This window comes from Streptomyces longhuiensis (assembly GCF_020616555.1).
Classification (GTDB): domain Bacteria; phylum Actinomycetota; class Actinomycetes; order Streptomycetales; family Streptomycetaceae; genus Streptomyces; species Streptomyces longhuiensis.
Genome location: NZ_CP085173.1, coordinates 2,057,838 through 2,079,782 on the forward strand (window position 1 = coordinate 2,057,838; position 21,945 = coordinate 2,079,782).

At 72.2% G+C, this 21,945-nt stretch carries 21 protein-coding genes and 1 pseudogene; 8 read left to right on the forward strand and 14 right to left on the reverse strand.

What is annotated here, in order from left to right:
* The first annotated feature begins 95 nt into the window (after positions 1-95).
* Positions 96-1,400: an MFS transporter gene (locus tag LGI35_RS09750; RefSeq protein WP_227293501.1), complete on the forward strand. Its 1,305-nt coding sequence runs from the start codon at positions 96-98 to the stop codon at positions 1,398-1,400.
* On the opposite strand, the gene LGI35_RS09755 is transcribed toward LGI35_RS09750, so the two are convergent.
* The 4 genes from LGI35_RS09755 to LGI35_RS09770 form a co-directional block, all read right to left on the reverse strand.
* Positions 1,362-2,207 carry a spermidine synthase gene (locus LGI35_RS09755; protein ID WP_227293502.1) on the reverse strand — a complete coding sequence of 282 codons (846 nt, stop codon included), beginning with the start codon at positions 2,205-2,207 and terminating at the stop codon, positions 1,362-1,364. The genes LGI35_RS09750 and LGI35_RS09755 overlap by 39 nt on opposite strands.
* 288 nt (positions 2,208-2,495) lie before the next feature.
* A complete protein-coding gene (locus LGI35_RS09760; protein WP_227293503.1) occupies positions 2,496-3,335 on the reverse strand; it encodes a patatin-like phospholipase family protein in 840 nt (279 codons plus the stop codon).
* 88 nt (positions 3,336-3,423) lie between these two features.
* Positions 3,424-4,602 carry an elongation factor Tu gene (tuf, locus tag LGI35_RS09765; RefSeq protein ID WP_227293504.1) on the reverse strand — a complete coding sequence of 393 codons (1,179 nt, stop codon included), beginning with the start codon at positions 4,600-4,602 and terminating at the stop codon, positions 3,424-3,426.
* Between the two features lie 327 nt (positions 4,603-4,929).
* Entirely contained in the window at positions 4,930-5,634 is a 705-nt protein-coding gene (locus LGI35_RS09770) for a DNA alkylation repair protein (RefSeq protein WP_227293505.1), read from the reverse strand.
* A gap of 50 nt (positions 5,635-5,684) precedes the next feature.
* On the opposite strand from LGI35_RS09770, the gene LGI35_RS09775 reads away from it, so the two are divergent.
* Positions 5,685-6,410, forward strand: coding sequence for a TVP38/TMEM64 family protein (locus LGI35_RS09775; RefSeq protein WP_227293506.1), 726 nt, complete (start codon positions 5,685-5,687; stop codon positions 6,408-6,410).
* Between the two features lie 35 nt (positions 6,411-6,445).
* On the opposite strand, the gene LGI35_RS09780 is transcribed toward LGI35_RS09775, so the two are convergent.
* Entirely contained in the window at positions 6,446-7,615 is a 1,170-nt protein-coding gene (locus tag LGI35_RS09780; RefSeq protein WP_227293507.1) for a thiolase family protein, read from the reverse strand.
* 119 nt (positions 7,616-7,734) lie between these two features.
* On the opposite strand from LGI35_RS09780, the gene LGI35_RS09785 reads away from it, so the two are divergent.
* A complete protein-coding gene (locus tag LGI35_RS09785; RefSeq protein ID WP_227293508.1) occupies positions 7,735-8,205 on the forward strand; it encodes a winged helix-turn-helix transcriptional regulator in 471 nt (156 codons plus the stop codon).
* 193 nt (positions 8,206-8,398) lie between these two features.
* Positions 8,399-9,274, forward strand: coding sequence for an undecaprenyl-diphosphate phosphatase (locus LGI35_RS09790; protein ID WP_227293509.1), 876 nt, complete (start codon positions 8,399-8,401; stop codon positions 9,272-9,274).
* Between the two features lie 37 nt (positions 9,275-9,311).
* On the opposite strand, the gene LGI35_RS09795 is transcribed toward LGI35_RS09790, so the two are convergent.
* Positions 9,312-10,940 carry a TROVE domain-containing protein gene (locus LGI35_RS09795; RefSeq protein WP_227293510.1) on the reverse strand — a complete coding sequence of 543 codons (1,629 nt, stop codon included), beginning with the start codon at positions 10,938-10,940 and terminating at the stop codon, positions 9,312-9,314.
* A gap of 488 nt (positions 10,941-11,428) precedes the next feature.
* Here LGI35_RS09795 and LGI35_RS09800 point away from each other — a divergent pair, with 488 nt between their 5' ends.
* Positions 11,429-11,605 carry a hypothetical protein gene (locus LGI35_RS09800; protein ID WP_227293511.1) on the forward strand — a complete coding sequence of 59 codons (177 nt, stop codon included), beginning with the start codon at positions 11,429-11,431 and terminating at the stop codon, positions 11,603-11,605.
* Between the two features lie 49 nt (positions 11,606-11,654).
* Here LGI35_RS09800 and LGI35_RS09805 read toward each other — a convergent pair whose 3' ends face one another.
* Positions 11,655-12,293 carry a maleylpyruvate isomerase N-terminal domain-containing protein gene (locus LGI35_RS09805; RefSeq protein WP_227293512.1) on the reverse strand — a complete coding sequence of 213 codons (639 nt, stop codon included), beginning with the start codon at positions 12,291-12,293 and terminating at the stop codon, positions 11,655-11,657.
* Between the two features lie 85 nt (positions 12,294-12,378).
* Between LGI35_RS09805 and LGI35_RS09810 the strand changes: the two genes are divergently transcribed.
* Both LGI35_RS09810 and lnt read left to right on the forward strand, forming a co-directional pair.
* Positions 12,379-12,891 carry a nuclear transport factor 2 family protein gene (locus tag LGI35_RS09810; protein ID WP_227293513.1) on the forward strand — a complete coding sequence of 171 codons (513 nt, stop codon included), beginning with the start codon at positions 12,379-12,381 and terminating at the stop codon, positions 12,889-12,891.
* A 161-nt stretch (positions 12,892-13,052) separates the two neighbouring features.
* Positions 13,053-14,678: an apolipoprotein N-acyltransferase gene (gene lnt / locus LGI35_RS09815; protein WP_227293514.1), complete on the forward strand. Its 1,626-nt coding sequence runs from the start codon at positions 13,053-13,055 to the stop codon at positions 14,676-14,678.
* Here lnt and LGI35_RS09820 read toward each other — a convergent pair.
* Together LGI35_RS09820 and LGI35_RS46280 are read right to left on the reverse strand one after the other, a co-directional pair.
* Positions 14,602-15,507, reverse strand: a complete 906-nt coding sequence (locus tag LGI35_RS09820) for a Gfo/Idh/MocA family protein (protein ID WP_227293515.1) — start codon at positions 15,505-15,507, stop codon at positions 14,602-14,604. The genes lnt and LGI35_RS09820 overlap by 77 nt on opposite strands.
* Positions 15,508-15,544: 37 nt before the next feature.
* Positions 15,545-16,404, reverse strand: a pseudogene (locus LGI35_RS46280) (FAD-dependent monooxygenase); the annotation flags it as partial.
* A 234-nt stretch (positions 16,405-16,638) separates the two neighbouring features.
* Here LGI35_RS46280 and LGI35_RS09830 point away from each other — a divergent pair.
* The gene (locus LGI35_RS09830; RefSeq protein ID WP_227293516.1) at positions 16,639-17,004 is read left to right on the forward strand and encodes a hypothetical protein; all 366 of its coding nucleotides are present in this window, start codon (positions 16,639-16,641) and stop codon (positions 17,002-17,004) included.
* Positions 17,005-17,101: 97 nt separating this feature from the next.
* On the opposite strand, the gene LGI35_RS09835 is transcribed toward LGI35_RS09830, so the two are convergent.
* The 5 genes from LGI35_RS09835 to fabG all read right to left on the reverse strand — a co-directional run bounded on the left by LGI35_RS09835 (position 17,102) and on the right by fabG (position 21,899).
* Positions 17,102-17,653, reverse strand: a complete 552-nt coding sequence (locus LGI35_RS09835) for a hypothetical protein (RefSeq protein ID WP_227293517.1) — start codon at positions 17,651-17,653, stop codon at positions 17,102-17,104.
* Between the two features lie 164 nt (positions 17,654-17,817).
* The gene (gene ung, locus LGI35_RS09840; RefSeq protein ID WP_116500077.1) at positions 17,818-18,501 is read right to left on the reverse strand and encodes a uracil-DNA glycosylase; all 684 of its coding nucleotides are present in this window, start codon (positions 18,499-18,501) and stop codon (positions 17,818-17,820) included.
* 105 nt (positions 18,502-18,606) lie between these two features.
* Entirely contained in the window at positions 18,607-20,187 is a 1,581-nt protein-coding gene (locus tag LGI35_RS09845) for an ABC transporter substrate-binding protein (protein WP_227293518.1), read from the reverse strand.
* Positions 20,188-20,352: 165 nt separating this feature from the next.
* A complete protein-coding gene (locus LGI35_RS09850; protein WP_227293519.1) occupies positions 20,353-21,120 on the reverse strand; it encodes an SDR family oxidoreductase in 768 nt (255 codons plus the stop codon).
* Positions 21,121-21,137: 17 nt separating this feature from the next.
* On the reverse strand, positions 21,138-21,899 hold the full coding sequence (gene fabG, locus LGI35_RS09855) for a 3-oxoacyl-ACP reductase FabG (protein WP_116500074.1): 762 nt from the start codon (positions 21,897-21,899) through the stop codon (positions 21,138-21,140).
* Positions 21,900-21,945: the final 46 nt, after the last annotated feature.

The following is a 21,945-nucleotide window of genomic DNA, read 5'->3' on the forward strand; positions in this document are numbered from 1 at the left end:
AATCTATCGGAGTGACGCGCCGGTAACAATCACGTTCGGCAGGGCCGGAAGAATCTCGTTTGGCAAGTCGGACCCACTGCGGCGATAGTCCCTCAGTGAACTCTGCCACCGCCTCCCCGCTCAGACCCCGCCGACCCGCGTGGGCGGGCCGCAACTACAGCCTGCTGGCGTCGGCGGCGTTCGTGACGACCCTCGGCAGCAACGGGGCGCTGATCGCGTCCGCGTTCGCGGTGCTCGAGACGGGGGGCGACGGCGGGGACGTCGGCCTCGTGGCCGCGTCACGCACCCTGACGCTCGTCCTGTTCCTGCTCGTCGGCGGAACTGTCGCCGACCGGCTGCCGCGCCACCACGTGATGGTCGCGGCCAACGCGCTCAACTTCCTCTCCCAGGGCGTCTTCGCGCTGCTCGTCCTCACCGGCAAGCCCGAGCTGTGGCAGATGATGCTGCTCAGCGCGCTGGGCGGAACCGGGCAGGCCTTCTTCAACCCCGCCGCCGAAGGCATGCTGATGTCGTCGGTCGACCGGGAGCAGGCGAGCCGCGCCTTCGCCCTCTTCCGGATGGCGATGTCGGGCGCGGCCGTGGGTGGCGCGGCACTCGGCGGCGCGATGGTCGCGGCCGTCGGGCCCGGCTGGGTGCTCGCCGTGGACGCGGGCGCGTTCGCCGTCGCGGGCGCCCTGCGCTCGTTCCTCGACGTCAGCCATATCGCTCCGCGCGAGCCCGGCGGCGGCCTCCTCGCCGATATGCGCGACGGCTGGCAGGAGTTCATCGGCCGGCCCTGGCTGTGGGGCGTCGTCGCGCAGTTCTCCGTCGTGGTCGCGGTGGTCGGCGCCGCCGACGCGGTCTTCGGCCCGCTGGTCGCGCGCGACTCCCTCGGCGGACCCGGGCCCTGGGGGCTCGCGCTCGGCGCGTTCGGTGTCGGGACCGTCGCCGGGGCGTTCCTGATGATGCGGTGGAAGCCGCGGCGGCTGCTGCTCGCCGGGACCCTGTGTGTGTTCCCCCTGGCGCTGCCCTCGGCGGCGCTCGCGGTACCGGTGCCTCTTGCCGTGCTGGTGTGCGTGATGTTCGTGAGCGGCGTGACGATCGAGGTGTTCAGCGTCTCCTGGATGACGGCGCTGCACCAGGAGATCCCGGAGGACAAGCTGTCCCGGGTCTCCGCGTACGACTGGTTCGGCTCCGTCGCGATGGTGCCGGTCGCCACCGCGCTCGCGGGCCCCGCGGAGGCGGCCTTCGGCCTGACCCCCGCGCTGTGGGGCTGCGCGGCGCTCGTCGTCGTCGCGACGGGCGCGGTCCTGTTCGTGCCGGAGGTACGCCGGCTGACACGCCGCCCCGACACCGTCGAGCCGCCCTTGCCCGAGCTCGTCTCAGCCGATGCCGAAGGAGCCACCGGGCGGCTCGGGTGACGGCACCGCCTCCTCGTCCCGTACGGGCTTGGCGCTGCCGGTGAAGCGGCGCAACTGAGCGCCGTGCTCGACACGGGCCGGGAACGCGTCGGCCGCGGCGCGCCGGGCGAGCCCCGCGATGTCGAGTTCCTCGTGGGAGGCCACGAGGACGGTGTTCCCGAAGCGCCTGCCGCGCAGCACGGCGGGCTCCGCTATCAACGCCAGATGCTCGAACACCGTTGAGAACGTGGCGAGTTGGGAGCGGAGGAAGACGAAGGGCGTGCCGTCCGCGAGGTTCGCCGCGTAGACGCCCGTGGGGCGCAGGACCCGCTCGGCGGCCTCGGCGTACGCCACGGTGGTCAGATGGGCCGGAACCCGGGAGCCGCCGAAGACGTCCGCCACGAGTACGTCGGCGCTGTCGGCGTCGGCCGACTCCAGCCAGGTGCGGGCGTCGGCCCCGTGGACGGTGATCCCGGCGCCGTCGGGGACGGGCAGGTGCTCGGCGACCAGGGCGAGCAGCCCCCGGTCCGCCTCGACCACGTCCTGACGCGAACCGGGCCGCGTCGCCGCCGCATAGCGCGGCAGGGTCAGCGCGCCACCGCCGAGATGCAGCACGTCGAGCGGCTTTCCGGGCTCGTCCGCACAGTCGAGGACATGCCCGAGCCGACGCGCGTACTCGAACTCGAGGTGTTCCGGTGCGTCCAGATCGACGTACGACTGCGGCGCCCCGTCGACCGTGAGCAGCCAGGCCCTGCGCCGGTCCACGTCGGGCATCAGCTTGGCGGTGCCGTGATCGACGGTCCTGGTCACGGGTATCGGCTCGTCCACGCGTCCATTGTGCCGGGCGGTGGGGGTGGCGGCGGCCGATCGGGGTTCACGGGGGTCACCGAGAGCGCGGGGTGGCCAGGGCCGCGGGGTGGCCGGCTTACCGGGTGGTGTTTGTCGGGCGGCAGGCGGCATCCGCCGGGTGTGCGGGGGGGTGGGGACCGGGCGCCCGCTGCCGCACGGCACACGCCGGAGCCGGGGACAGCGAGGACGCCGACTGCAACACGGCACACGCCGGAGGCGGAGACAGAGAAGACGACCGCTGTCACACGGCACTCGCCGACCTGCTGCTCAGCCCCACACCCCCGTCACGCCCGCCACATGCGCCGCCGCCTGTTCCCGGCCCGCGCGGGCCGAGGGGGCGCGGTGTGTCGGGTCGAGGCTGTTGTGGCCCATCGCCTTTCTGGTGGTGCGGTTCGGGGTGATGAGGGTGACCCTCGCCCCGCTCGCGGTGAGGCGTTCCGCCTGGGCGCGGGCCGATTCGAGGGTGCCGCCGCCCGCGGCGATCGGGGCGATGATCACGATGCGGTCGTGGCCTTCGGCGAGGTGCGCGTTGGCCGGGGAGCGGACGCCGCCGTCGATCCATCGGCCGTCCTCGAACGTGACCGGCGGCCAGACGCCCGGCACGGCGCAGCTGGCCGCGACGGCGTCGACCAGGCCGACGCCGCTGCCCCGGTCGAGGACACGGAACTCGCCGGTCGTCGCCCGTACCGCCGTCACCAGGAACGGCCGCTCGGGCCAGCTGTGGGAGACGAGCCGCCCCGCGATGACCGCGCGGCGCGTCGCCTCGTCCGGGGTGTCGGCGGCCAGCGCGATGTGCCCCACCTTGCGGCCGAATTCCTCCGGCGTACGGGAGGAGAGCGCGGCGCGGGCGTGGCGCAGGGTCGCGGCGGCGCCCAGGTGCCCGGCGATCTCCCCCACGGGCGCGGCGAGTTGGCGCTCGTACAGCTCGGCGGGGGGCAGGCTGCCGGAGGTGAGCTGGGCGCCGACGACGGAGCCGGCGGACGTGCCGATCACGGTGTCGGCGTCCCACAGGCCGGCGCCGGCCTCGGCGAGGCCGTGGAGGATTCCGGAGATCCAGCCGATGCCGGAGAGGCCGCCGCCCCCGAGTACGAGTGCCCTGCCCGCCACTTGAGACCTCCCTGCCCGTGCCGGCGTCCAGTGTGGCCGACGTGCGGCCGCCCGCCTCCCGCGGGGTGCGGGAGGCGGGCGGTGCGGTTCAGTCGACGGAGCTGACGGTGCCCGCGCCGACGGTGCGCCCGCCCTCGCGGATCGCGAAGCCGAGGCCCGCCTCCAGAGGCATGTCGCGGCCGAGTTCGACCGTCATCGTGACGGTGTCCCCGGGCCGGGCGACGGCGCTCTCGCCGAGGTCGACGTCGCCGACGACGTCCGCGGTCCGCAGATAGAACTGCGGGCGGTAGCCGGTGGCGACCGGTGTCGTCCGGCCGCCCTCGGCCGCCGAGAGGACGTACACCTGGGCCGTGAAGCGGCGGCTCGGGCTGACGCTGGACGGGGCCGCGACGACGTCCCCGCGGCGGACCGCGTCGCGGGGCACTCCGCGCAGCAGCAGCGCCACGTTGTCCCCGGCCTGTGCCTCCTCCATGGGCTTGCCGAAGGTCTCCAGGCCGGTGACCACGGTCGCCGCCGCGTCGGTGTCCGCGCCGAAGATCTCGACGCGGTCGCCGACGCGCACCCTGCCTCGCTCGACGGCCCCGGTGACGACCGTGCCGCGTCCGGTGATGGTGAGCACGTTCTCCACCGGCAACAGGAACGGCGCGTCCACGTACCGCTCGGGCATGGGCACATACGTGTCCACGGCGTCGAGCAGTGCGTCGATCGCCCCGGTCCAACGGGGTTCGCCCTCAAGGGCCTTGAGCCCGGAGACCCTCACCACGGGGACGGAGTCGCCGCCGTACCCGTGCGCGGAGAGCAGCTCGCGGACCTCGAGCTCGACGAGGTCGGTGAGCTCCTCGTCCCCCGCGTCCGCCTTGTTGAGCGCGACGACGATGTGGTCGACGCCGACCTGGCGGGCGAGCAGGACGTGCTCGGCGGTCTGCGGCATGATCCCGTCGAGCGCGGAGACCACGAGGATCGCCCCGTCGAGCTGCGCGGCCCCGGTGACCATGTTCTTGACGTAGTCGGCGTGGCCGGGCATGTCGACGTGCGCGTAGTGGCGGGTGTCGGTCTCGTACTCGACGTGCGCGATGTTGATGGTGATGCCGCGGGCGGCCTCCTCCGGGGCGCGGTCGATGCGGTCGAAGGGCACGAACGTGCCGGCGCCGCGCTCGGCGAGGACCTTGGTGATGGCGGCGGTGAGGGTCGTCTTGCCGTGGTCGACGTGGCCCATGGTGCCGATGTTGAGGTGCGGCTTGGTGCGCACGTATGCCGTCTTGGGCATGACTGGGTGGTTCCTCCCGGAACGTGTTCCTCAGCGGAACAGGGTGTGATGGCCTCCTTGATGAGGCGGGGACCCCGGACTCCTACCGACCCTCCCCCTGCGGGGTCCGCCGGAATGTCCGGAGAGGGTCAGCTTCGGGCGCCGTCTGCTGCGGCGGCCAGGAAGACGGCAGCCTTCGCAGCGTCCGCGACTGCGGACGTGGCTGCGGGGAAGGCGTACCGGAACATGACGCCGATCATTGCCGAAGAAGCGGCGCAGGTCGAATGGTTTTCCGGCGGCCCTGGTGGCCCTGCGGGCGGCTCGGTCTCCCTGGGGGCGTAAGGGAGTTCAGGGTCCGATGTTCTTCAGGGCCTCGCGCGTCGACAGGGGTGCGAGCCGGTCCCGGTGGGCGGCGACGAAGGAACGTACGGCGTCCGGGTCGGTCTTCGCGTACTCACGCAGGCACCAGCCGATGGCCTTGCGGATGAAGAAGTCGGGGTGCGGCGCCTGGCGCAGGCAGTAGCCGAAGAGGCGCTCCCTGTCGGTCGTCTCCTTGCGGCGGAGCTGGTGCAGGAGCGCGGTGCGGGCGATCCACAGGTCGTCGTCCTCGATCCACGCGTCCATGTCCTTCGCCAGGCGCGGGTCGGCCGCGACGAGCGCGCCGACGACGTGCGCGGCGAGCAGGTCGACGGTGTCCCACCACGGGACCGTCGACACGAGGTGCCGGGCGACGGGCAGGAAGCCGGACGAGCAGCGGCCCGCGTGCCGGCGCAGGTAGTCGACCGCGAAGTACGCGTACTCGCGCTCGGGCAGCTCCCAACAGCGCAGCGCGAGCGCCGTGCAGTCGCTCTCGTCGGGGCGCGGGACGCCGGCGAGGACCGTGCGCGAGAGTGCGCGGCGGACGGGGGTGGTCAGACCGAGGAAGGGGGCCACGTCCTTCATGTACGCGCGCATCTGCCCGGCCCGCTCGGGGTCGGCCGCCGTGGGGTACACGGCGGTGAGCCGCTCCAGCAGGGTGTCGGCCAGCGCGCTGCGCGGGACTGTGACGGTCATGCGACACAACCCTACGGCGAACTTACATCCGGGTCGGTTAGTCTCCCCGGATGCCCGACACCGTCGCGACCCGTCCCGAGGGACTCGCCGCCGCCCGGCCGGCGGGCCTTGCCCTGCGTTGCACGAGAGTTCTGCTGTCACCGTGGTCGCGACTGTCGCTCCTGGTGGCGCTGCTCGCCGCGGGCGGGGCCATGGTGTTGCTCCTTCAGCCGCAGCGGCTGCTCGCGGACGGCTGGCCACCCCAGATGAGCGGCACCGCCGCGGTCGTCCTGTTCGGCGTCGCGTACGGCCTGTGCACGGTGGCCTTCGTTCCGCGACCGCTGCTGAACCTCGCGGCGGGCGCGCTGTTCGGTTCGCAGCTCGGCACTCTGGCGGCGCTCGGTGGGACGGTGCTCGGCGCCGGGGTGGCGTTCGGGCTCGGCCGGGTGCTCGGCCAGGACGCGCTGCGGCCCCTCGTGCGCGGCCGCTGGCTGAAGGCGGCCGACGGGCAGCTCAGCCGGCACGGCTTCCGGTCGATGCTGGCGGCACGGACGTTTCCGGGGGTGCCGTTCTGGGCGGCCAACTACTGCGCCGCGATCTCGCGCATGCGCTGGGCGCCGTTCCTTCTCGCCACGGCGATCGGCTCGGTCCCCAATACGGCGGCGTACGTCGTCGCCGGGGCCAGGGCCTCGACTCCGACGTCGCCCGCGTTCCTGGTCGCGATGGGGTTCATCGCGCTGACCGGCCTCGCGGGTGCGGTGGTCGCGTGGTGCAAGCGCCACCGCCTCCGCGGCTGACTCACCCCCGATGAAATCGGGGCGCTCCCGAAGACTCAGAGCGCTTCCAGGACGGTCGCGTTGGCGAGCCCGCCGGCCTCGCACATCGTCTGGAGTGCGTAGCGTGCGCCGCGGGCGCGCATCGCGTGGACCAGGGTGGTCATCAGGCGGGTGCCGCTCGCGCCGAGGGGGTGGCCGAGGGCGATGGCGCCGCCGTGCACGTTCAGCTTCGCCGGGTCGGCGCCGGTCTCCTGGAGCCAGGCGAGGACGACGGCCGCGAACGCCTCGTTGACCTCGAACAGGTCGATGTCGCCCAGGCCGAGACCCGCCCTGCGCAGCACCTTCTCGGTGGCGGGGATGACGCCCGTGAGCATCAGGAGCGGGTCCGAGCCGGTGACGGCGAAGCTGTGGAGGCGGGCGAGCGGGCGCAGGCCGAGCCGGGCCGCGTTCTCGCTCGTGGTGATGAGGACGGCGGAGGCGCCGTCGTTGATGGGGCTCGCGTTGCCCGCGGTCACCGACCAGTCGATCTGCGGGAAGCGCTCGGCGAAGTGCGGATCGTAGTAGGCGGGCTTGAGCCCGGCGAGGATCTCGGCGGTGGTGCCGGGGCGCACGGACTCGTCTCGCGTGACGCCTTCGAGGGGCGCGACCTCGGCGTCGAAGAGCCCGTTCGCCCAGGCCTGGGCGGCCTTGCGGTGCGACTCTGCGGCGTAGCCGTCCATCATGTCCCGGGACAGCGACCACTTGGCGGCGATCAGTTCGGCGCTGACGCCCTGCGGGACCAGCCCCTCCGGATAACGCTCGGCGACGCCGGGACCGAACGGGTCGGCGCCCTCGGGTACGTTCGACCACATCGGCACACGGCTCATGGACTCCACGCCGCCGGCGATCACCATGTCGTAGGCGCCGGAGATCACGCCCTGCGCGGCGAAGTGCACGGCCTGCTGGGACGAGCCGCACTGGCGGTCGACGGTCGTGGCGGGCACGGACTCCGGGAAGCCCGCCGACAGGACGGCGTACCGGGTGGTGTTCATGGCCTGCTCAGCGACCTGGTCGACCGTGCCGCCGATGACGTCGTCGATCTGCGCCGGGTCGATCCCGGCGCGGCGGACGAGGGTGCGCAGGGTGTGGGCGAGGAGTTCGACGGGGTGGACATGAGCGAGTGTCCCGTTCGGCTTGCCCTTCCCGACAGGCGTGCGTACGGCTTCGACGATGACTGCGTCACGCATGGTGCGGGCCTCCTTGGCCGGCGGGTCGGTGCCCGGCGCCCATTACCAGTGAGTAGGAAAACTGAACTCACCATAACCCGATCAGTTGGAAAAACAAACCCTCGCTTACACTGATGCGCATGCCAGCCGCCAAGGACCCGCGCCCCTGCTCGATCGCCGACACGCTGGCCGTGGTCGGCGAGAAGTACTCGCTCCTGGTCCTGCGCGAGGTGTGCCTCGGCAACGGACGCTTCGACCAGCTGGTGCGCAACATCGGGGCGCCGCGCGACATCCTGGCGACGCGTCTGCGCCGGCTGGTGGACGCCGGCATTCTCAAGAAGGTCGCCTACCAGGAGCGCCCGCAGCGCTTCGAGTACCGGCCCACCACGGCGGGGCTCGAACTGGAGCCGGTCCTCATGACCCTCATGGCGTGGGGCGACCGTCATCTGCGCGACGACGGCGACCGCCCGATGGTGATCGAGCACACCTGCGGCAACGAACTGGTCCCCGTCGTGACCTGCTCCGCGTGCGGCGACGCCGTCCACCACGAGGACCTCAGCGCCCATCCACAGGCGCCGGGCTGGACCACCGCGGGCCCGGCCGCGGTGTAGCGCCGTCCGGGTGAAGAGGCCCTGTCATCGTCTCTTCACACAAGGGCGCTACGCTGCCCCACGGCGGGCGCCCTTCCACTTCCGTACCCCTTGACCCGTACGGCCTCGCCCGCCCGTCCGTCCTTCCTCCGTGTCCGCCTCTGGCCTGCGCGTCTGCGGTCAGCTCACGTCAGCACTTGGATCGCGTAACTTCATGTCTTGGTTCGAATCATTCATCCTCGGGCTCGTCCAGGGGCTGACCGAGTTCCTGCCCATCTCGTCGAGCGCGCATCTGCGGCTGACCGCGGCCTTCGCGGGCTGGCACGACCCGGGGGCCGCGTTCACGGCGATCACCCAGCTCGGCACGGAGACGGCGGTGGTCATCTACTTCCGCAAGGACATCGCGCGGATCATCTCCGCATGGTTCCGCTCCCTCACGAACAAAGCGCTGCGCAGCGACCACGACGCGCAGATGGGCTGGCTCGTGATCGTCGGCTCGATCCCGATCGGCGTGCTCGGTGTCGCGTTCAAGGACCAGATCGAGGGGCCGTTCCGCGATCTGCGCCTGACCGCGACGACCCTCATCGTGATGGGCGTCGTCCTCGGTGTCGCGGACCGTCTCGCTGCGCGCGACGAGGTCGGCGGCAAGCACCGCGCGGTGCGGGAGCGCAAGGGCCTCAAGGACCTGAGCGTCAAGGACGGGCTGATCTACGGCGTCTGCCAGGCCATGGCCCTGATCCCCGGAGTCTCGCGCTCCGGCGCGACCATCAGCGGCGGCCTCCTCATGGGGTACACCCGTGAGGCCGCGGCCCGTTACTCGTTCCTCCTCGCGATCCCCGCCGTCCTCGCCTCCGGGGTGTTCGAGCTGAAGGACGCCGGGCAGGACGGCTCCGTCGCGTGGGGCCCGACCGCCTTCGCGACGGTCATCGCTTTCGGCGTCGGATACGCAGTGATCGCATGGTTCATGAAGTTCATCTCGACGAAGAGCTTCATGCCGTTCGTCTACTACCGGATCCTGCTCGGCATCGTGCTGATCGCGCTGGTCACGGCGGGCGTCCTGAGCCCGCACGCCGGGGAGTCGGCGGGCTGACCCCGCCCGGCCCGAGCCGGACGGGACCACACCTCGCTCACCTCCCCCGCGCCTGCTCCCACGGCCAGCGCGCGTCGCCGCCCCGCTCGACGAGCGGGATCAGGCGGAACGCCTGGTCGGTGAGGCCGCCGAAGGCGTGCCGGTTCGCGCCGCCCGAAGGGGTGGCGCCCACCTTGTATCCGGCCATGTTCCACATGTGGACCGGCACGTCCCTCGGCACGAGCGCGTCGATCTCGGTCTCGGCCATGCCGCCGTGGTCGCGGGCGTTCGACGGGAACCAGCCGGGCCGGGTCTGCTCGTCGGTGACGACGACCACGCGGTCGTGCCCGGTGAAGTGCTTCTTCACCGCGGTCGGGATGTCGGTGCCGGAGATCCGCCCGAACCTCTCGACGAGCCGCAGCACACTGCCGCCCTTCCGGAAGTTCAGGCGCCGGCTCTCCATCCCGAACTCGACGAGCGTCGGCGCCTCCGCGCGCAGGGCGAGCGCCGCGCCGAACACCGCCGCCTGCTCGGCGAGCGGGATGTCCGAGCGGTGCGGCGTCGAGAACCCGTAGCCGGGGAACATCGACGGCGACCGGTCCACGAGGATCAGCGAACGGCCGGGCAGCGCGGGCACACCGGCCAGTGAGTGCGCGAGCGCCCGCTCCAGGGCGTGCCCCCAGCGCAGCGACGGGGCGTGCTTGTACGCGGCCCAGAAGCGGAACGGGAACATGCGCGAGCGACGCACCTCGTCCGCGTCGGCGAACCGCGCGGCCACGCGCTGCGCGACCTCGTCCGAGACACCGGCCTCGTCGAAGTTGCGCAGGTTCCGCGCGAGAGCCATCAGCCCCATGGACGGGATGATCGCCTCCCACGCCGCCGCGTCCATCGGCCGCTGGAGCCAGCCCGCGAGCGACTCCCACGTCATGGCCGCCTCGGCGAGCCTGCCGGTGTCCGTGGTGAGCACCGCGTGGCGCTCCTCCACCGGTACGCGCATCAGCCGCTCGCGGGCGCGCAGGGTGCGCAGCCGCTCCGGGATCTCCTCGGCGTTGCCGTGCCGGCGGTCGAGGGCGTGCCGGAACAGATCGCCCTGCCACGGCTTGTCGGCGGCGGGCGCCGGGTGCGCGAGGTTGAGGACGTCGCCGAACCGGTACCCCTTGGAGTCGGTGTCGTACTTGAGGAGCGAGCGCTCGTTGTAGAGCCGCTGGACGGCGTCGGCGATGCCGCGCTTCACCGGCTTCGGCAGGCGCCGGCCGTGCCGCGAGGTCCAGTAGCCGAGCAGCTCGCCCGGCTCGTCGGCGCGCTGGAGGACGCTGTCGACGGCCTGACGGGAGTGGCCGGGCTCGCCCGCGTCGATGCGGGCCTTGACGAACTCGGCGGCGCCGACGAGCGCGGCGGTCCGCATGTTCCCCTCGCCGCGCAGCCAGCCGAGCAGGCCCGCGGTCCACTCGGGGTCCTCGACGGCGAGCTGCCGGACGAGGGCGCCGTAGCGGTCGTCGCGGTCGTCCGCGGACTCGTAGAAGGCGTCCGTGGATACGAGGTTCGAGACGGCGAGCAGGAACAGTTCGCTGCGCGCGTCGCGCAGGTGTCCCGTCGCGCCCTCGTGCGTGCGCGCCCGCTCGCCCGTCACGGTGGCGATCGGCGACCGGCCCACCGGGCGGGTGCCGCGGGTGTTGAAGCGTGCCATGAGGCGGCCCCTCTCCGTGGAGGGAAGGCACCGCGTGCGGGCACGCCGAACCGGGGCGCGGCGCTGCCGGGTGCCTCCCGAGATCAAGTCGGTCCGCGGCGTGCTTTCACCATGAGAAGGAGCCGTGGACCTGCGCACCGGGAGGTGCGTGAGGTGTGTGCTGCCCAGAGATCAGATTCGGTGCGGGTACAAGGTGCTCTGCCGACTGAGCTACGCCGACCCGAAGTCGACGACGGGACTCGAACCCGCGGCCACCCCATTAACAGTGGAAGTAACCCGCTCCTTCGCACCTGGGCATGCCGCAACTGTAGTGACGGGAGGCGACGCTGCCACCTGGTTTTTCACCGGCCGGCCCGAGCGCGATCCGCCCCTCCCTGACGGTCGCCGCCCTGGACCGGCAGTCAACTGTCGGATGTTTTCGATCACTTGGCGAATATGTTCCGTCGCTGAGGGTTCCCAGCGGGCGGCACGCACCCTAGCCTTACCGCATGCCGCTTGAGTGTTCGGGTTCCGCGCGGTCTGCCGAGGAAGTCAACGAGCAGATCCGCGGATTGTGGTTGCGCGCGGGTGGCCGGCTCTCCACCGAGCAGCGCGCCCAGTACGCGCGGCTCGTCACCGAGTGGGCTGTCGCGGTCCGTACGGAGGTCGTCCAGGCCGCTGCCTGACGCACCGTCAATTCTCTGTCGTGTCCGGTCCGGTCCGCATGTCGGCCTGTCAGCGGACTTCGGCGTTCCAGCGCCAGGACCTGAGCCGCTCCCTGCCGGGCAGCTCGCCGCGCCCCGTCGCCCACAGCAACGTACGCCAGGGGTCGTCGTCCCGCGGCGCGTCGGGGAACAGCCGGGCGAGAGCCCGGGCGCAGAGGCCGGCGGGCGGGGTCCAGTCGAGGCCGAGACCTTCGGCGATGTCGTGCGTGTGGACGAGGGTCTCCACGACGCCCATCGCGCCGAAGCCCGCGGGGTCCGAGAGGCCGAACACGTGGTGGGCGCGGGTCTCGGGCGCGGCCGTCCGCACCATCGCGACCAGCAGGGCGCCGCTCGCGTCGAGCACCTGGAGCAGTCCCGCCGGGCCCGCGTCACGGTTCGCGAAGATGACGTTCGCGGGGCCGTCCGGCCTGCGGCGCGTCCAGTCGAACGGCACTTCGGTGTCCAACGGCGGCTTCGACGGGCCGAGTTGGGCCGCGTACGCGAACAGGTCGTCGGCCAGATGCTCGGCCGTCTCCCAGCAGTCCCACTCCAGCGAACCGGCCTTGACGCCCCAGTCGGCACCCGGCGCCCCGCCGAAGGTGTCCACCGCGAGCCGCACGGAGCGCGCGAGGTCGTCGGCGGCGGTCTGTGAGGTGCTCTCCAGGGACATGCCGAGAAGGTACCAATGATCACTGCCGCGGGCCTCCCCCGTCGCGCCCCTTGGATCTGCGGTTCCGGTGCCCAAGACTGACTCAATGACACAGCGCGTAGAACTCGCCACCGTGATGGACCGACTCGCCATCGAGGAGCTGATCACCGACTACGCGGTGTCCGTGGACGACGGGGACTGGACGGCGTACCGCGGACTCTTCAGTCCGGACGGGCGCGCCGACTACCGGCGGGCCGGCGGCATCGAGGGCAGCGCGGCCGAGATCACCGAATGGCTGACCCGCACGATGGAGCTGTTCCCGATGCGCCAGCACCTGATCGTCAACCGGCGCCTGCGCTTCGGCCGCCTCGACAACGACACCGGCGACACGGCCGACGTACAGGCCGACTACATCAACCCGATGCGGTTCGCCGGCGACGGCGCGGGCAGCGCCTCCGACGCGCCCTCCCCTGCACCCTCCGGTGCGCCCGACTTCGTGTGCGGCGGCCGCTACGCCTTCGCCCTGGTGCGGACGCACTCCGGCTGGCGGCTGCGCGGGGTGACGGTGCACGAGAAGTGGCGCCGCACCGAGGACGCAGCGGCGGCCACCGCGCCCTGACACGAGCGCCCCCGGTGCCCACTGTCAAAGATCGTCCCGGGCGCGCACACTGAAAGCACGTACCGGGCGTCGGACGACGAGGGAGGCGGCGCATGGACGGGTCGGGCGGGAGCGGTCGGTCGCGCTCGTCGAGTACGACGCGGTCGTGGCCGGCGTCGGCCATGCCGTCGGCGGGGGCGGCACCCGCCACGTCGTGGCAGGGCATCGCCCCCCGCCTCGCGGCGTCCCCTTGGTGGCGTGGCGTCGCCGCCGTGTGCGCCGGCGCGCTGCCCGCCCTCGCGTTCCCGGCGCCGTCGCTGTGGTGGCTGGCCTACGTCGCGCTGGTGCCGTGGATGCTCCTCACCCGCTCCGCCCGTACACCGCGCCGCGCGGCCCTCGACGGCTGGCTCGGCGGGCTCGGGTTCATGCTGGCCGTGCACAACTGGCTGCTGCCGAGTCTGCATGTGTTCACGGTGGTGATCGCGGCGCTGCTCGGCGCGCTGTGGGCGCCCTGGGGCAGGCTCGTACGACGGCTGCTCGGCGGCACGCCCACGCGCGGGCAGGCGGCCGCTGCCCTGGTCGCGGTGCCGTCGGCGTGGCTGATGGTCGAACTGGTGAGGTCCTGGCAGGGGTTGGGCGGCCCGTGGGGGCTCATCGGGTCGAGCCAGTGGCAGGTGCAGCCGGCGCTGCGCGTCGCGTCGGTGGGCGGGGTGTGGCTGGTCAGCCTGCTCGTCGTGGCGGTCAACACCGCCGTCACGATCCTCCTCGTGACGCGCAGCGCGCGTACGCCGGCGGTGGCGGGGCTTCTGGTGACGGCCACGGTGACGACGGCCTCCTGGGCCTGGGCTCCCCGCCCTGAGCCGAATGGCCGGGTCAGGGTCGCCGTCGTCCAGCCGGGCCCCATAGGCGGCGCCGACAGCGGCGAGAAGCGCTTCGACCGGGAGGAGCAGCTGACGCGCGGCCTGGCCGGACAGGGCGTCGACCTGGTGGTGTGGGGCGAGAGCAGCGTCGGCTTCGACTTCTCGCAGCGGCCGGACCTCGCGCGCCGGATCGCGGCGCTCTCGCGCGAGGTGGGCGCGGACGTCCTGGTGAACGTGGACGCGCGGCGTGTCTCCCCCGGCGGCGCCCCCGGCATCTTCAAGAGCTCGGTCCTGGTGGGCCCGGACGGTCTCACGGGGCAGCGCTACGACAAGATGCGGCTCGTCCCCTTCGGTGAGTACATCCCGGCGCGCCCTCTGCTCGGCTGGGCCACGTCGGTGGGCAAGGCGGCGGGCGAGGACCGGGTGAGGGGGACCCGGCAGGTCGTGATGGACGCGCGGTCCGCGCGGGGCAGCGAGCTGCGGATCGGCCCGCTCGTGTGCTTCGAGTCCGCGTTCCCCGACATGACGCGGCACCTCACGCGCGACGGGGCGCAGGTGCTGCTCGCGCAGTCCTCGACGTCGACGTTCCAGCACAGCTGGGCGCCCGAGCAGCACGCGTCGCTGGCGGCCGTGCGCGCCGCGGAGACGGGCCGTCCGATGGTGCACGCGACGCTGACCGGGGTGTCGGCCGTGTACGGCCCGGACGGATCACGCGCCGGTCCCTGGCTCGGCACGTCGGCGAGCGCGGCCCGGGTCTACGAGGTGCCGACGGCGCACGGCACGACGCTCTACGTACGGTTCGGCGACTGGCCCGTGCACGCGGCCGTCACCGTGCTCGCCCTGCTGGGCGCGGCGGAGGCCGTCCGCCGGTTCAGGCGGCGAACCGCTGCACCTCACGTACGACCTGCTCGCACAGCACATGCGTCTCCAGCGCGTCCTTGGCGCTGAGGACCTTGCCCGCGCGCACGCCGTCGAGGAAGCCGAGGACCACCTGCTCGATGCCGCGCTGACGGGCCACCGGCACCCAGTCGCCTCGGCGGCGCACCGTCGGCTGGCCCTTGTGGTCGATGACTTCGGCGAGGTTGACGACCTGCCGCTTGGTGTCCTGGCCGGAGACCTCCAGGATCTCCTCGGTCGAGCCGCTGAGCCGGTTCATGACGCCGATCGCCGTGAACCCGTCCCCGCCGAGCTGGAGCACCACGTGGTGCAGCAGGCCGTCCTCGACCCGGGCGCGCACCGACACGTCGTCGATCGGCCCGGGGACGAGGTAGCGCAGGGTGTCGACCACGTGGATGAAGTCGTCGAGGACGAGCGTGCGCGGCTCCTCGGGCAGCCCGATCCGGTTCTTCTGCATCAGGATCAGCTCGCGGGGGTGCTCGGCGCACTGCGTGTAGCCAGGCGCGTGACGGCGGTTGAAGCCCACCGTCAGGCTGACACCGCGCTCCTCGGCGAGCCGGACGAGGCGCTGCGAGTCGGCGAGTTCGTAGGCGAGCGGCTTGTCGACATAGGTGGCGACGCCCGCTTCGAGGAGCCGCGTCACGATCTCGGGGTGGACGACGGTCGGCGCGTGCACGAAGGCCGCGTCGAGCCCCTGCGCGAGCAGCGCGTCCAGGTCGGTGTGCCGTTGTTCGGCGGGGATGTGGTGCGTGTCCCCGACCCGCCGGAGCGTCTCGGGTGTGCGGGTCTGCAGGTGCAGCTCGACCCCCGGCAAAGTGGTGAGCACCGGCAGATACGCCTTCTGCGCGATGTCTCCGAGTCCGATGCAGCCGACCTTCACGTCCGTCTTCCCCTCGCCCCGGACCGTCTGCGTCCGGCTAAGCCCTCTGTGTCTGGGCAGCATACGGCCGCTGCGGGGGCCGCCGGTCCGCGATCTCGTCGAATCCTCGCAGCATGACGGCGGGTCCGGTCTTGTCGAGGGCGGCGATGAGGGGGTTGCGCAGCGCCATCGCGGGCCGGTTGCCCAGCATGTTCACCCGGCCGACCGCGACGGCCTTGCGGGCGATGGCGGTCGTACGCGGCCTGCGTGCGGCGGTGTACGCGGCGAGGCCCAGGGCGTCGGGCTGCGCCGGGTCCGCGTGGTGGGCGAGCACGACGGCGTCCTCGATGGCATGGTTGCCGCCCTGGCCGAGGGTCGGGGGCATGGCGTGGGCCGCGTCGCCGAGGAGTGCGACCCGGCCGCGGTGGAAGGCCGGCAGGGGTTCGGCGACGTGGTGGACTTCGTGGCGCAGGATCTCGTCGGGGACGGCAGCGTCGATGATCGCCGGGATCGGGTCGTGCCCGTCGCCGAAGCGGCGCAGGAGCGCGGCCTTCTCGCCCTTGGGGGCGTGCTCGCCGGCGGGTGCGACGGCGGCGCCGTAGAAAGAGACCGTGCCGTCCGCGAAGGGGTGCGTGCCCCGGAGGCGACCGCGCCCCAGATCTCGTGCTGGGCGAAGGGCCCGCCGAGGGGCGGGACGAGGAGGCGCCAGGTGGTGAAGCCGGCGTAGACCGCGCCCGGGTGGGCGGGGCAGAGCGCCGTGCGCACGGCGGACCTGATGCCGTCGGCGGGGACGACGAGTTCGGCTTCGCATGCGCGTTCCGGAGTGGTCACCCGGGCCGGGCGGCCCGGGTCGCCCGCGACGCCGGGGTCGGTGAGAGCCGCGGCGGACGCGGTGTGGACGACTCCGCCGGGGAGCCGCGAGGGCGGGGTTCGGGGAACTGCTGCGCGGGATGCGCGACGCGTCCCCCTCCTGACCTGCACATCACCCGTGCGGGGCATCATCGGCCGACGGGCCCGCCACGAGGGGCCGCACCCGACAGAGTTGCGCGGGTGCATCGATCGACGACCTCAGCAGCGCTTCTGCTCACGGTGGCGGCCACGGCCGCCGCCGTGTCCGGTTGCGTGAGCGTACGGCAGCCGGAGCCTCCGGCCGTGTCCCCCAGCGCCCCGGCCGTTCCGGCGGCGCCCCGCCCCGACGGCCGGGCCGACCCCCAGGTCGTACAGGCGCCGGTGCGGGAGGCGCTGGACAGGATGGGCCGCACGCCGCCGGCCCACGCGCCCTCAGCCGAGCCGACCCCTGCGCCACGCTCGCCCCAGCCGCCACGCCACGAAGCCCCGCACCGGTCGGGCCCCGGCCACGCGGCACGCCCCGCGGCGCCTCCGCCGCACCACTCGCACACGGCCGCCCCCGTGGCACCGGGCCTCGCGGGCGAGGTGTGCGCCCTGGGCAACCAGTACGGCAAGTGGAACCCGGACAGCCCCGAGGCCCGCATCTGCCGGGAGACGTACGGACGGTGAGGTGGGGCGAAAGGCGAGGGGGCGAGGGTAGGGAGCGACGGAGGACGAGGTGAGGCGGGCGGCGCATCGAGCGCGGACCCGGTGAGGGGGTGGCCGCCTACGAACTCCGTCTGGGCGGCCCCAGCGGCTCGCCCCCGGCGGAACCGTGGCCCGGGCCCTCGTCCCTTCCGGGCGGCATCGCCGCGACCCGCGTTTCCAGGCGGGCGATGGCCGCCCGTACACCGTCTCCGTAACCGTCGTCCCCGAGCGCGCCCACCACGGCGCGCGCCTGCGTCAGATGGCTGCGGGCCGCCTCGGGGCGGCCGAGCTTCACATAGTCCGCCGCAAGGTTGAGATGCAGCGAGGGGTAGAGCGCGCGGACCGCGAGCGACTGCTCGTGGAGTGCGAGCCGCGCCTCGGTCAGGCCCTCGGCGGCGGACAGGGCCCGCAGGTCCCACGCCAGCTCGTGGTCCGGGTCGTCCTGGGCATCCGCCATGTAGTGCGCGAGCGTGCAGCGGTGGAGGGGGTCGCCGTCCTCGCCGATCTCCGCCCACAGGCCCAGGTACCGGTCCCTGGCCTCCTCGCGGTCGCCGGCGTGATGGAGCATGATCACCTGCCCGATCCGGGTCATCATGACGTCGTCCGCCGCCTGCTCCCGCTGCTCAGCCACAGGTCCTCCACGCTCATACGCCGATCATCCAAGCCCACAACGATTCCGACGTTATAGGCAGCCGCTGACAATCCCGGTCAGGCGCGGGCGGGGGTCCCTCCGGGGGCCGGACAGTCAGCGCACGCGGAGCCGCACGCACCCGGAGGGACAAGCACCCGGGGGCGTCAGCCCAGGTTCGGAATCCGCCAGTCGATCGGCGTGTGCCCCTGGGCGGCCACCGCCTTGTCGATCTGGGTGAAGGGCTGCGAGCCGAAGAACTTCTTCGCGGAGAGCGGCGAGGGATGCGCGCCCTTCACGACGACGTGGCGCTCCTCGTCGATGAGGGGGAGCTTCTTCTGCGCGTAGTTCCCCCACAGGACGAACACGGCCGGGTCCGGCCGGTCGGCCACCGCGCGGATCACCGCGTCGGTGAACTTCTCCCAGCCCTTGCCCTTGTGCGAGTTGGCCTCGCCGGCCCGCACCGTGAGCACCGCGTTCAGCAGGAGGACGCCCTGCTCGGCCCACGGCATCAGATACCCGTTGTCCGGGACCGGGTGGCCGAGCTCCTCCTTCATCTCCTTGTAGATGTTCCGCAGGGAGGGCGGCGTCTTCACGCCGGGCCGCACGGAGAAGCACAGACCGTGGCCCTGTCCCTCGCCGTGGTACGGGTCCTGGCCGAGGACAAGGACCTTGACCCGGTCGTACGGGGTCGCGTCGAGCGCCGCGAAGACCTCCTCGCGCGGCGGGTAGACGGGACCCTTCGCGCGCTCCTCCTCGACGAACTCGGTGAGCTCCTTGAAGTAGGGCTTCTGCAGCTCCTCGCCGAGGACGCCGCGCCAGGACTCGGGCAGCATCGCGGTGTCGGTCACGTCAACAACCTCCGGGGTACGGTCACTTCACGGCCGCACGAGGCACGGCCGCTGCACACCCCAGAACCTACCCGCGGCCACTGACAACGGGCCCCGGCGGACCGCCTACCAGCTGGTCTTGCGCTGCAGCTCCCACATCATCATGATCGTCGACGGGTCGAGGGCCCGCTCGCCGCCCGAGATCTCCTCGCTGGCCGCGATGTACTGCTTGCCCTGCCACAGCGGCAGCAGCCGGGCGTCGTCGACGAGTATCTGCTGGGCGCGCTTGAACTGGCCCACCACGGCGGCGCGGTCGCTCTCACGGCGCGACTGCGGCAGCAGGTCGTCGGTGATCTCCTTGGAGGCGTAGGGCGTTCCGAGCGCGTTCCGCTCGCCGACGAAGGGGGCTATGAAGTTGTCCGCGTCCGGGAAGTCGGGGAACCAGCCGCGTCCGAAGGCGGGGTACTCGCCCTTGCGGTATCCGGCCTCGAACGTCTTCCAGGGGCGCCCCTTGATGGTGACGTCGAACAGTCCGGAGGCGTTCAGCTGCCGCTTGAGCTCGGTGAACTCGGCGCCGGTCGCGGACCCGTAGCGGTCCGTGGTGTACCAGAGGGTGAGCGGGACCCGGTCCGTGATGCCCGCCCGGGTGAGGATGTCCTTGGCCTTGGCCGCGTCCGGGTCGCCGAAGTCGTCGAAGAAGCCGGTGGTGTGCCCGGTCAGTCCCCTCGGGACCATCGAGTAGAGCGGTTCGACGGTGTCCTGGTAGATCTTGTGGGCGATCGCGCCGCGGTCGACGACCTGGGCGACGGCCTTGCGGACGGCGGACTTGCGCGCCCAGGGGTCCTTGGGGTTGAACACCAGGTAGCTGATCTCCATGCCCGCGCCCTCGACGAGCTGAATGCCGTCCTTGGCCTGCTTGCCCTGGAGCCCCACGACGTCCGACGCGGCGAGCCCGCGGTACGTGGCGTCGATCTTCTTGGCGCGCAGGGCGCCGACCATCGAGGCGGAGTCCTTGAAGTAACGGATGGTGACGGCGCTGTTCTTGCGCTCGGCGAACCCGTCGTAGTGGTCGTTCTTGACGAGCTCGGCCTTGTCGCCGTCGGTGTACGCGTCGAGGGCGTACGGCCCCGAGCCGGCGATCTTGCCGTCGTCACGGACCGCGTCGGCCGGGTACTCGGCGGGGTCCACGATGGACATCGCCGGTGTCGCGAGCACGAAGGGGAAGGTCGCGTCGGGCTTGTTCAGTGTGAAGGTGACGTCACGGTCGCCCTTGACCTCGATCGACTTCAGGCTGCCGAGGAGCCCCTCGGGGCCGCCCTTGACGTTGATCCTTCTGATGCGGTCGAAGGAGTACTTGACGGCCGCCGCGTCGAGCTTGTCGCCGTTCGAGAACTGCATGCCCTCGCGCAGTTTGCAGTGGTACACGCTGTTGGAGGGGTCGGTGAACTCGCAGCGCTCGGCGGCGTCGGGCTTCGGCTCGGAGGCGCCGGACGGGAAGGCGACAAGGGTCTGGTAGACGTTCCTGAACAGCTCCCAGGAGCCGTCCCAGGACGCGGCCGGGTCGAGGGTGCTCGGCGCGCTGGTGGTCCCCACGACGATGGGTTCGGTGTCGTCGGACTCTCCGGACGACATCAGTCCACATCCGGCGAGAAGCGATATGCACGTTATCGCCGCCAGTTGACGGGGGCCCTGGATCCGGTTGAACACGCGCGCGCTCCTCGATCGGCCATGCCACAGGTCGGCAGACCATACCGCAGTGCCCCGCCGGGCCAACGAGGCACTCCGGCAGGGCACTTGATGCGTACGTACGCGACATACGCGGGGAACTTCACTTAGGCGAACTTGGTCCGATACGCCCCCGGCAGGGGTTTGTCAGGCGACGCCCGCATTGAGGAAGATTCCGCCGTCCACCACGAGGGTCTGACCGGTGATCCAGTCGGACTGCTGCGAGGTCAGGAAGGCTGCGGCGCCGCCGATGTCCTCGGGCATGCCGAGCCGGGCCAGCGGGTAGGCGGCCGCGGCCTCCTCCTCGCGGCCCTCGTAGAGGGCCTGCGCGAACTTCGTCTTGACGACCGCCGGGGCGATCGCGTTGACCCGCACCTTGGGCGCGAACTCGTGCGCGAGCTGGATGGTCAGGTTGATCATCGCCGCCTTGCTCATGCCGTACGCGCCGATGAACGGGGACGGAGCGAGACCCGCGACGGAGGCGATGTTGACGATCGCCCCGCCGTTCTCGCTCTGCCACGCCTTCCACGTCTGCTGGGCGAAACCGAGCGCGGAGATCACGTTGGTCTCGTAGACCTTGCGCGCCACGTTCAGGTCGAGCTCGGCGATGGGACCGAACACCGGGTTCGTGCCGGCGTTGTTGACCAGGTAGTCGACGCGGCCGAAGGCCTCCATGGTGCGCTCGACGGCGGCGGCCTGGTGCGCCTCGTCGTGGGCCTTGCCGGCGACGTAGATGACGCGGTCGGCACCGAGCTGCTCGACGGCCTCCTTGAGGGCGTCCTCGCCGCGTCCGGTGATGCAGACGCGGTCACCGCGGGCGACGAGCGATTCGGCGACGCCGTAGCCGATGCCGCGGCTTCCGCCGGTGACGAGGGCGACCTTGCCGGAGAGCTCCGGGAGCTGGGATGAAGTCATGTCCGTTCCCCCCGGCCCTAGTTGAGCGGTCCGCCGGCGACGTACATGACCTGGCCGGAGACGAATCCGGCCGCCTCGCCGGTGAAGAAGGCGATGGCGTTGGCGATGTCGTCGGGCTTGCCCACGCGCTGGACCGGGATCTGCGTGGCGGCGGCGGCCTGGAACTCCTCGAAGCCCATGCCGACGCGGGCGGCGGTGGCGGCCGTCATCTCGGTGACGATGAAGCCGGGGGCGACGGCGTTCGCGGTGACGCCGAACTTGCCGAGCTCCTTGGCGAGGGTCTTGGTGAAGCCCTGGAGGCCGGCCTTGGCCGCCGAGTAGTTGACCTGGCCGCGGTTGCCGAGCGCCGACGACGAGGACAGGTTGACGATGCGGCCGAACTTGGCGTCCACCATGTGCTTCTGGACGGCCTTCGACATCAGGAACGCGCCGCGCAGGTGCACGTTCATGACGGTGTCCCAGTCCAGGGCGCTCATCTTGAACAGCAGGTTGTCGCGGAGCACGCCCGCGTTGTTGACGAGGATCGTCGGCGCGCCGAGCTCCTCGGCGATGCGCGCGACCGCGGCCTCGACCTGCGCCTCGTCGGCGACGTCGCAGCCGACCGCGAGGGCCTTGCCGCCGGCGCCGGTGATCTGCTCGACGGTGTCCTTGCAAGCGGCCTCGTCGAGGTCGATCACGGCGACGGCGCGACCCTCGGCGGCCAGACGTACGGCGGTAGCGGCGCCGATGCCACGTGCGGCACCGGTGACGATCGCGACGCGCTGCTCAGTGGTGGACATGCTCTTCGGTCTCCTCGCCCTAGAGTGCGGCCCTCACGTCCCAACT

Bases quoted from the DNA above. Each gene is read 5' to 3' on its own strand.
- LGI35_RS09790 (WP_227293509.1), top strand. From the start codon at position 8,399: ATGTCTTGGTTCGAATCATTCATCCTCGGGCTCGTCCAGGGGCTGACC.
- LGI35_RS09780 (WP_227293507.1), bottom strand. From the start codon at position 7,615: ATGCGTGACGCAGTCATCGTCGAAGCCGTACGCACGCCTGTCGGGAAG.
- LGI35_RS09810 (WP_227293513.1), top strand. From the start codon at position 12,379: ATGACACAGCGCGTAGAACTCGCCACCGTGATGGACCGACTCGCCATC.
- tuf (WP_227293504.1), bottom strand. From the start codon at position 4,602: ATGCCCAAGACGGCATACGTGCGCACCAAGCCGCACCTCAACATCGGC.
- lnt (WP_227293514.1), top strand. From the start codon at position 13,053: ATGCCGTCGGCGGGGGCGGCACCCGCCACGTCGTGGCAGGGCATCGCC.
- fabG (WP_116500074.1), bottom strand. From the start codon at position 21,899: ATGTCCACCACTGAGCAGCGCGTCGCGATCGTCACCGGTGCCGCACGT.
- LGI35_RS09850 (WP_227293519.1), bottom strand. From the start codon at position 21,120: ATGACTTCATCCCAGCTCCCGGAGCTCTCCGGCAAGGTCGCCCTCGTC.
- LGI35_RS09800 (WP_227293511.1), top strand. From the start codon at position 11,429: ATGCCGCTTGAGTGTTCGGGTTCCGCGCGGTCTGCCGAGGAAGTCAAC.
- LGI35_RS09775 (WP_227293506.1), top strand. From the start codon at position 5,685: ATGCCCGACACCGTCGCGACCCGTCCCGAGGGACTCGCCGCCGCCCGG.
- LGI35_RS09805 (WP_227293512.1), bottom strand. From the start codon at position 12,293: ATGTCCCTGGAGAGCACCTCACAGACCGCCGCCGACGACCTCGCGCGC.
- LGI35_RS09795 (WP_227293510.1), bottom strand. From the start codon at position 10,940: ATGGCACGCTTCAACACCCGCGGCACCCGCCCGGTGGGCCGGTCGCCG.
- LGI35_RS09770 (WP_227293505.1), bottom strand. From the start codon at position 5,634: ATGACCGTCACAGTCCCGCGCAGCGCGCTGGCCGACACCCTGCTGGAG.
- LGI35_RS09785 (WP_227293508.1), top strand. From the start codon at position 7,735: ATGCCAGCCGCCAAGGACCCGCGCCCCTGCTCGATCGCCGACACGCTG.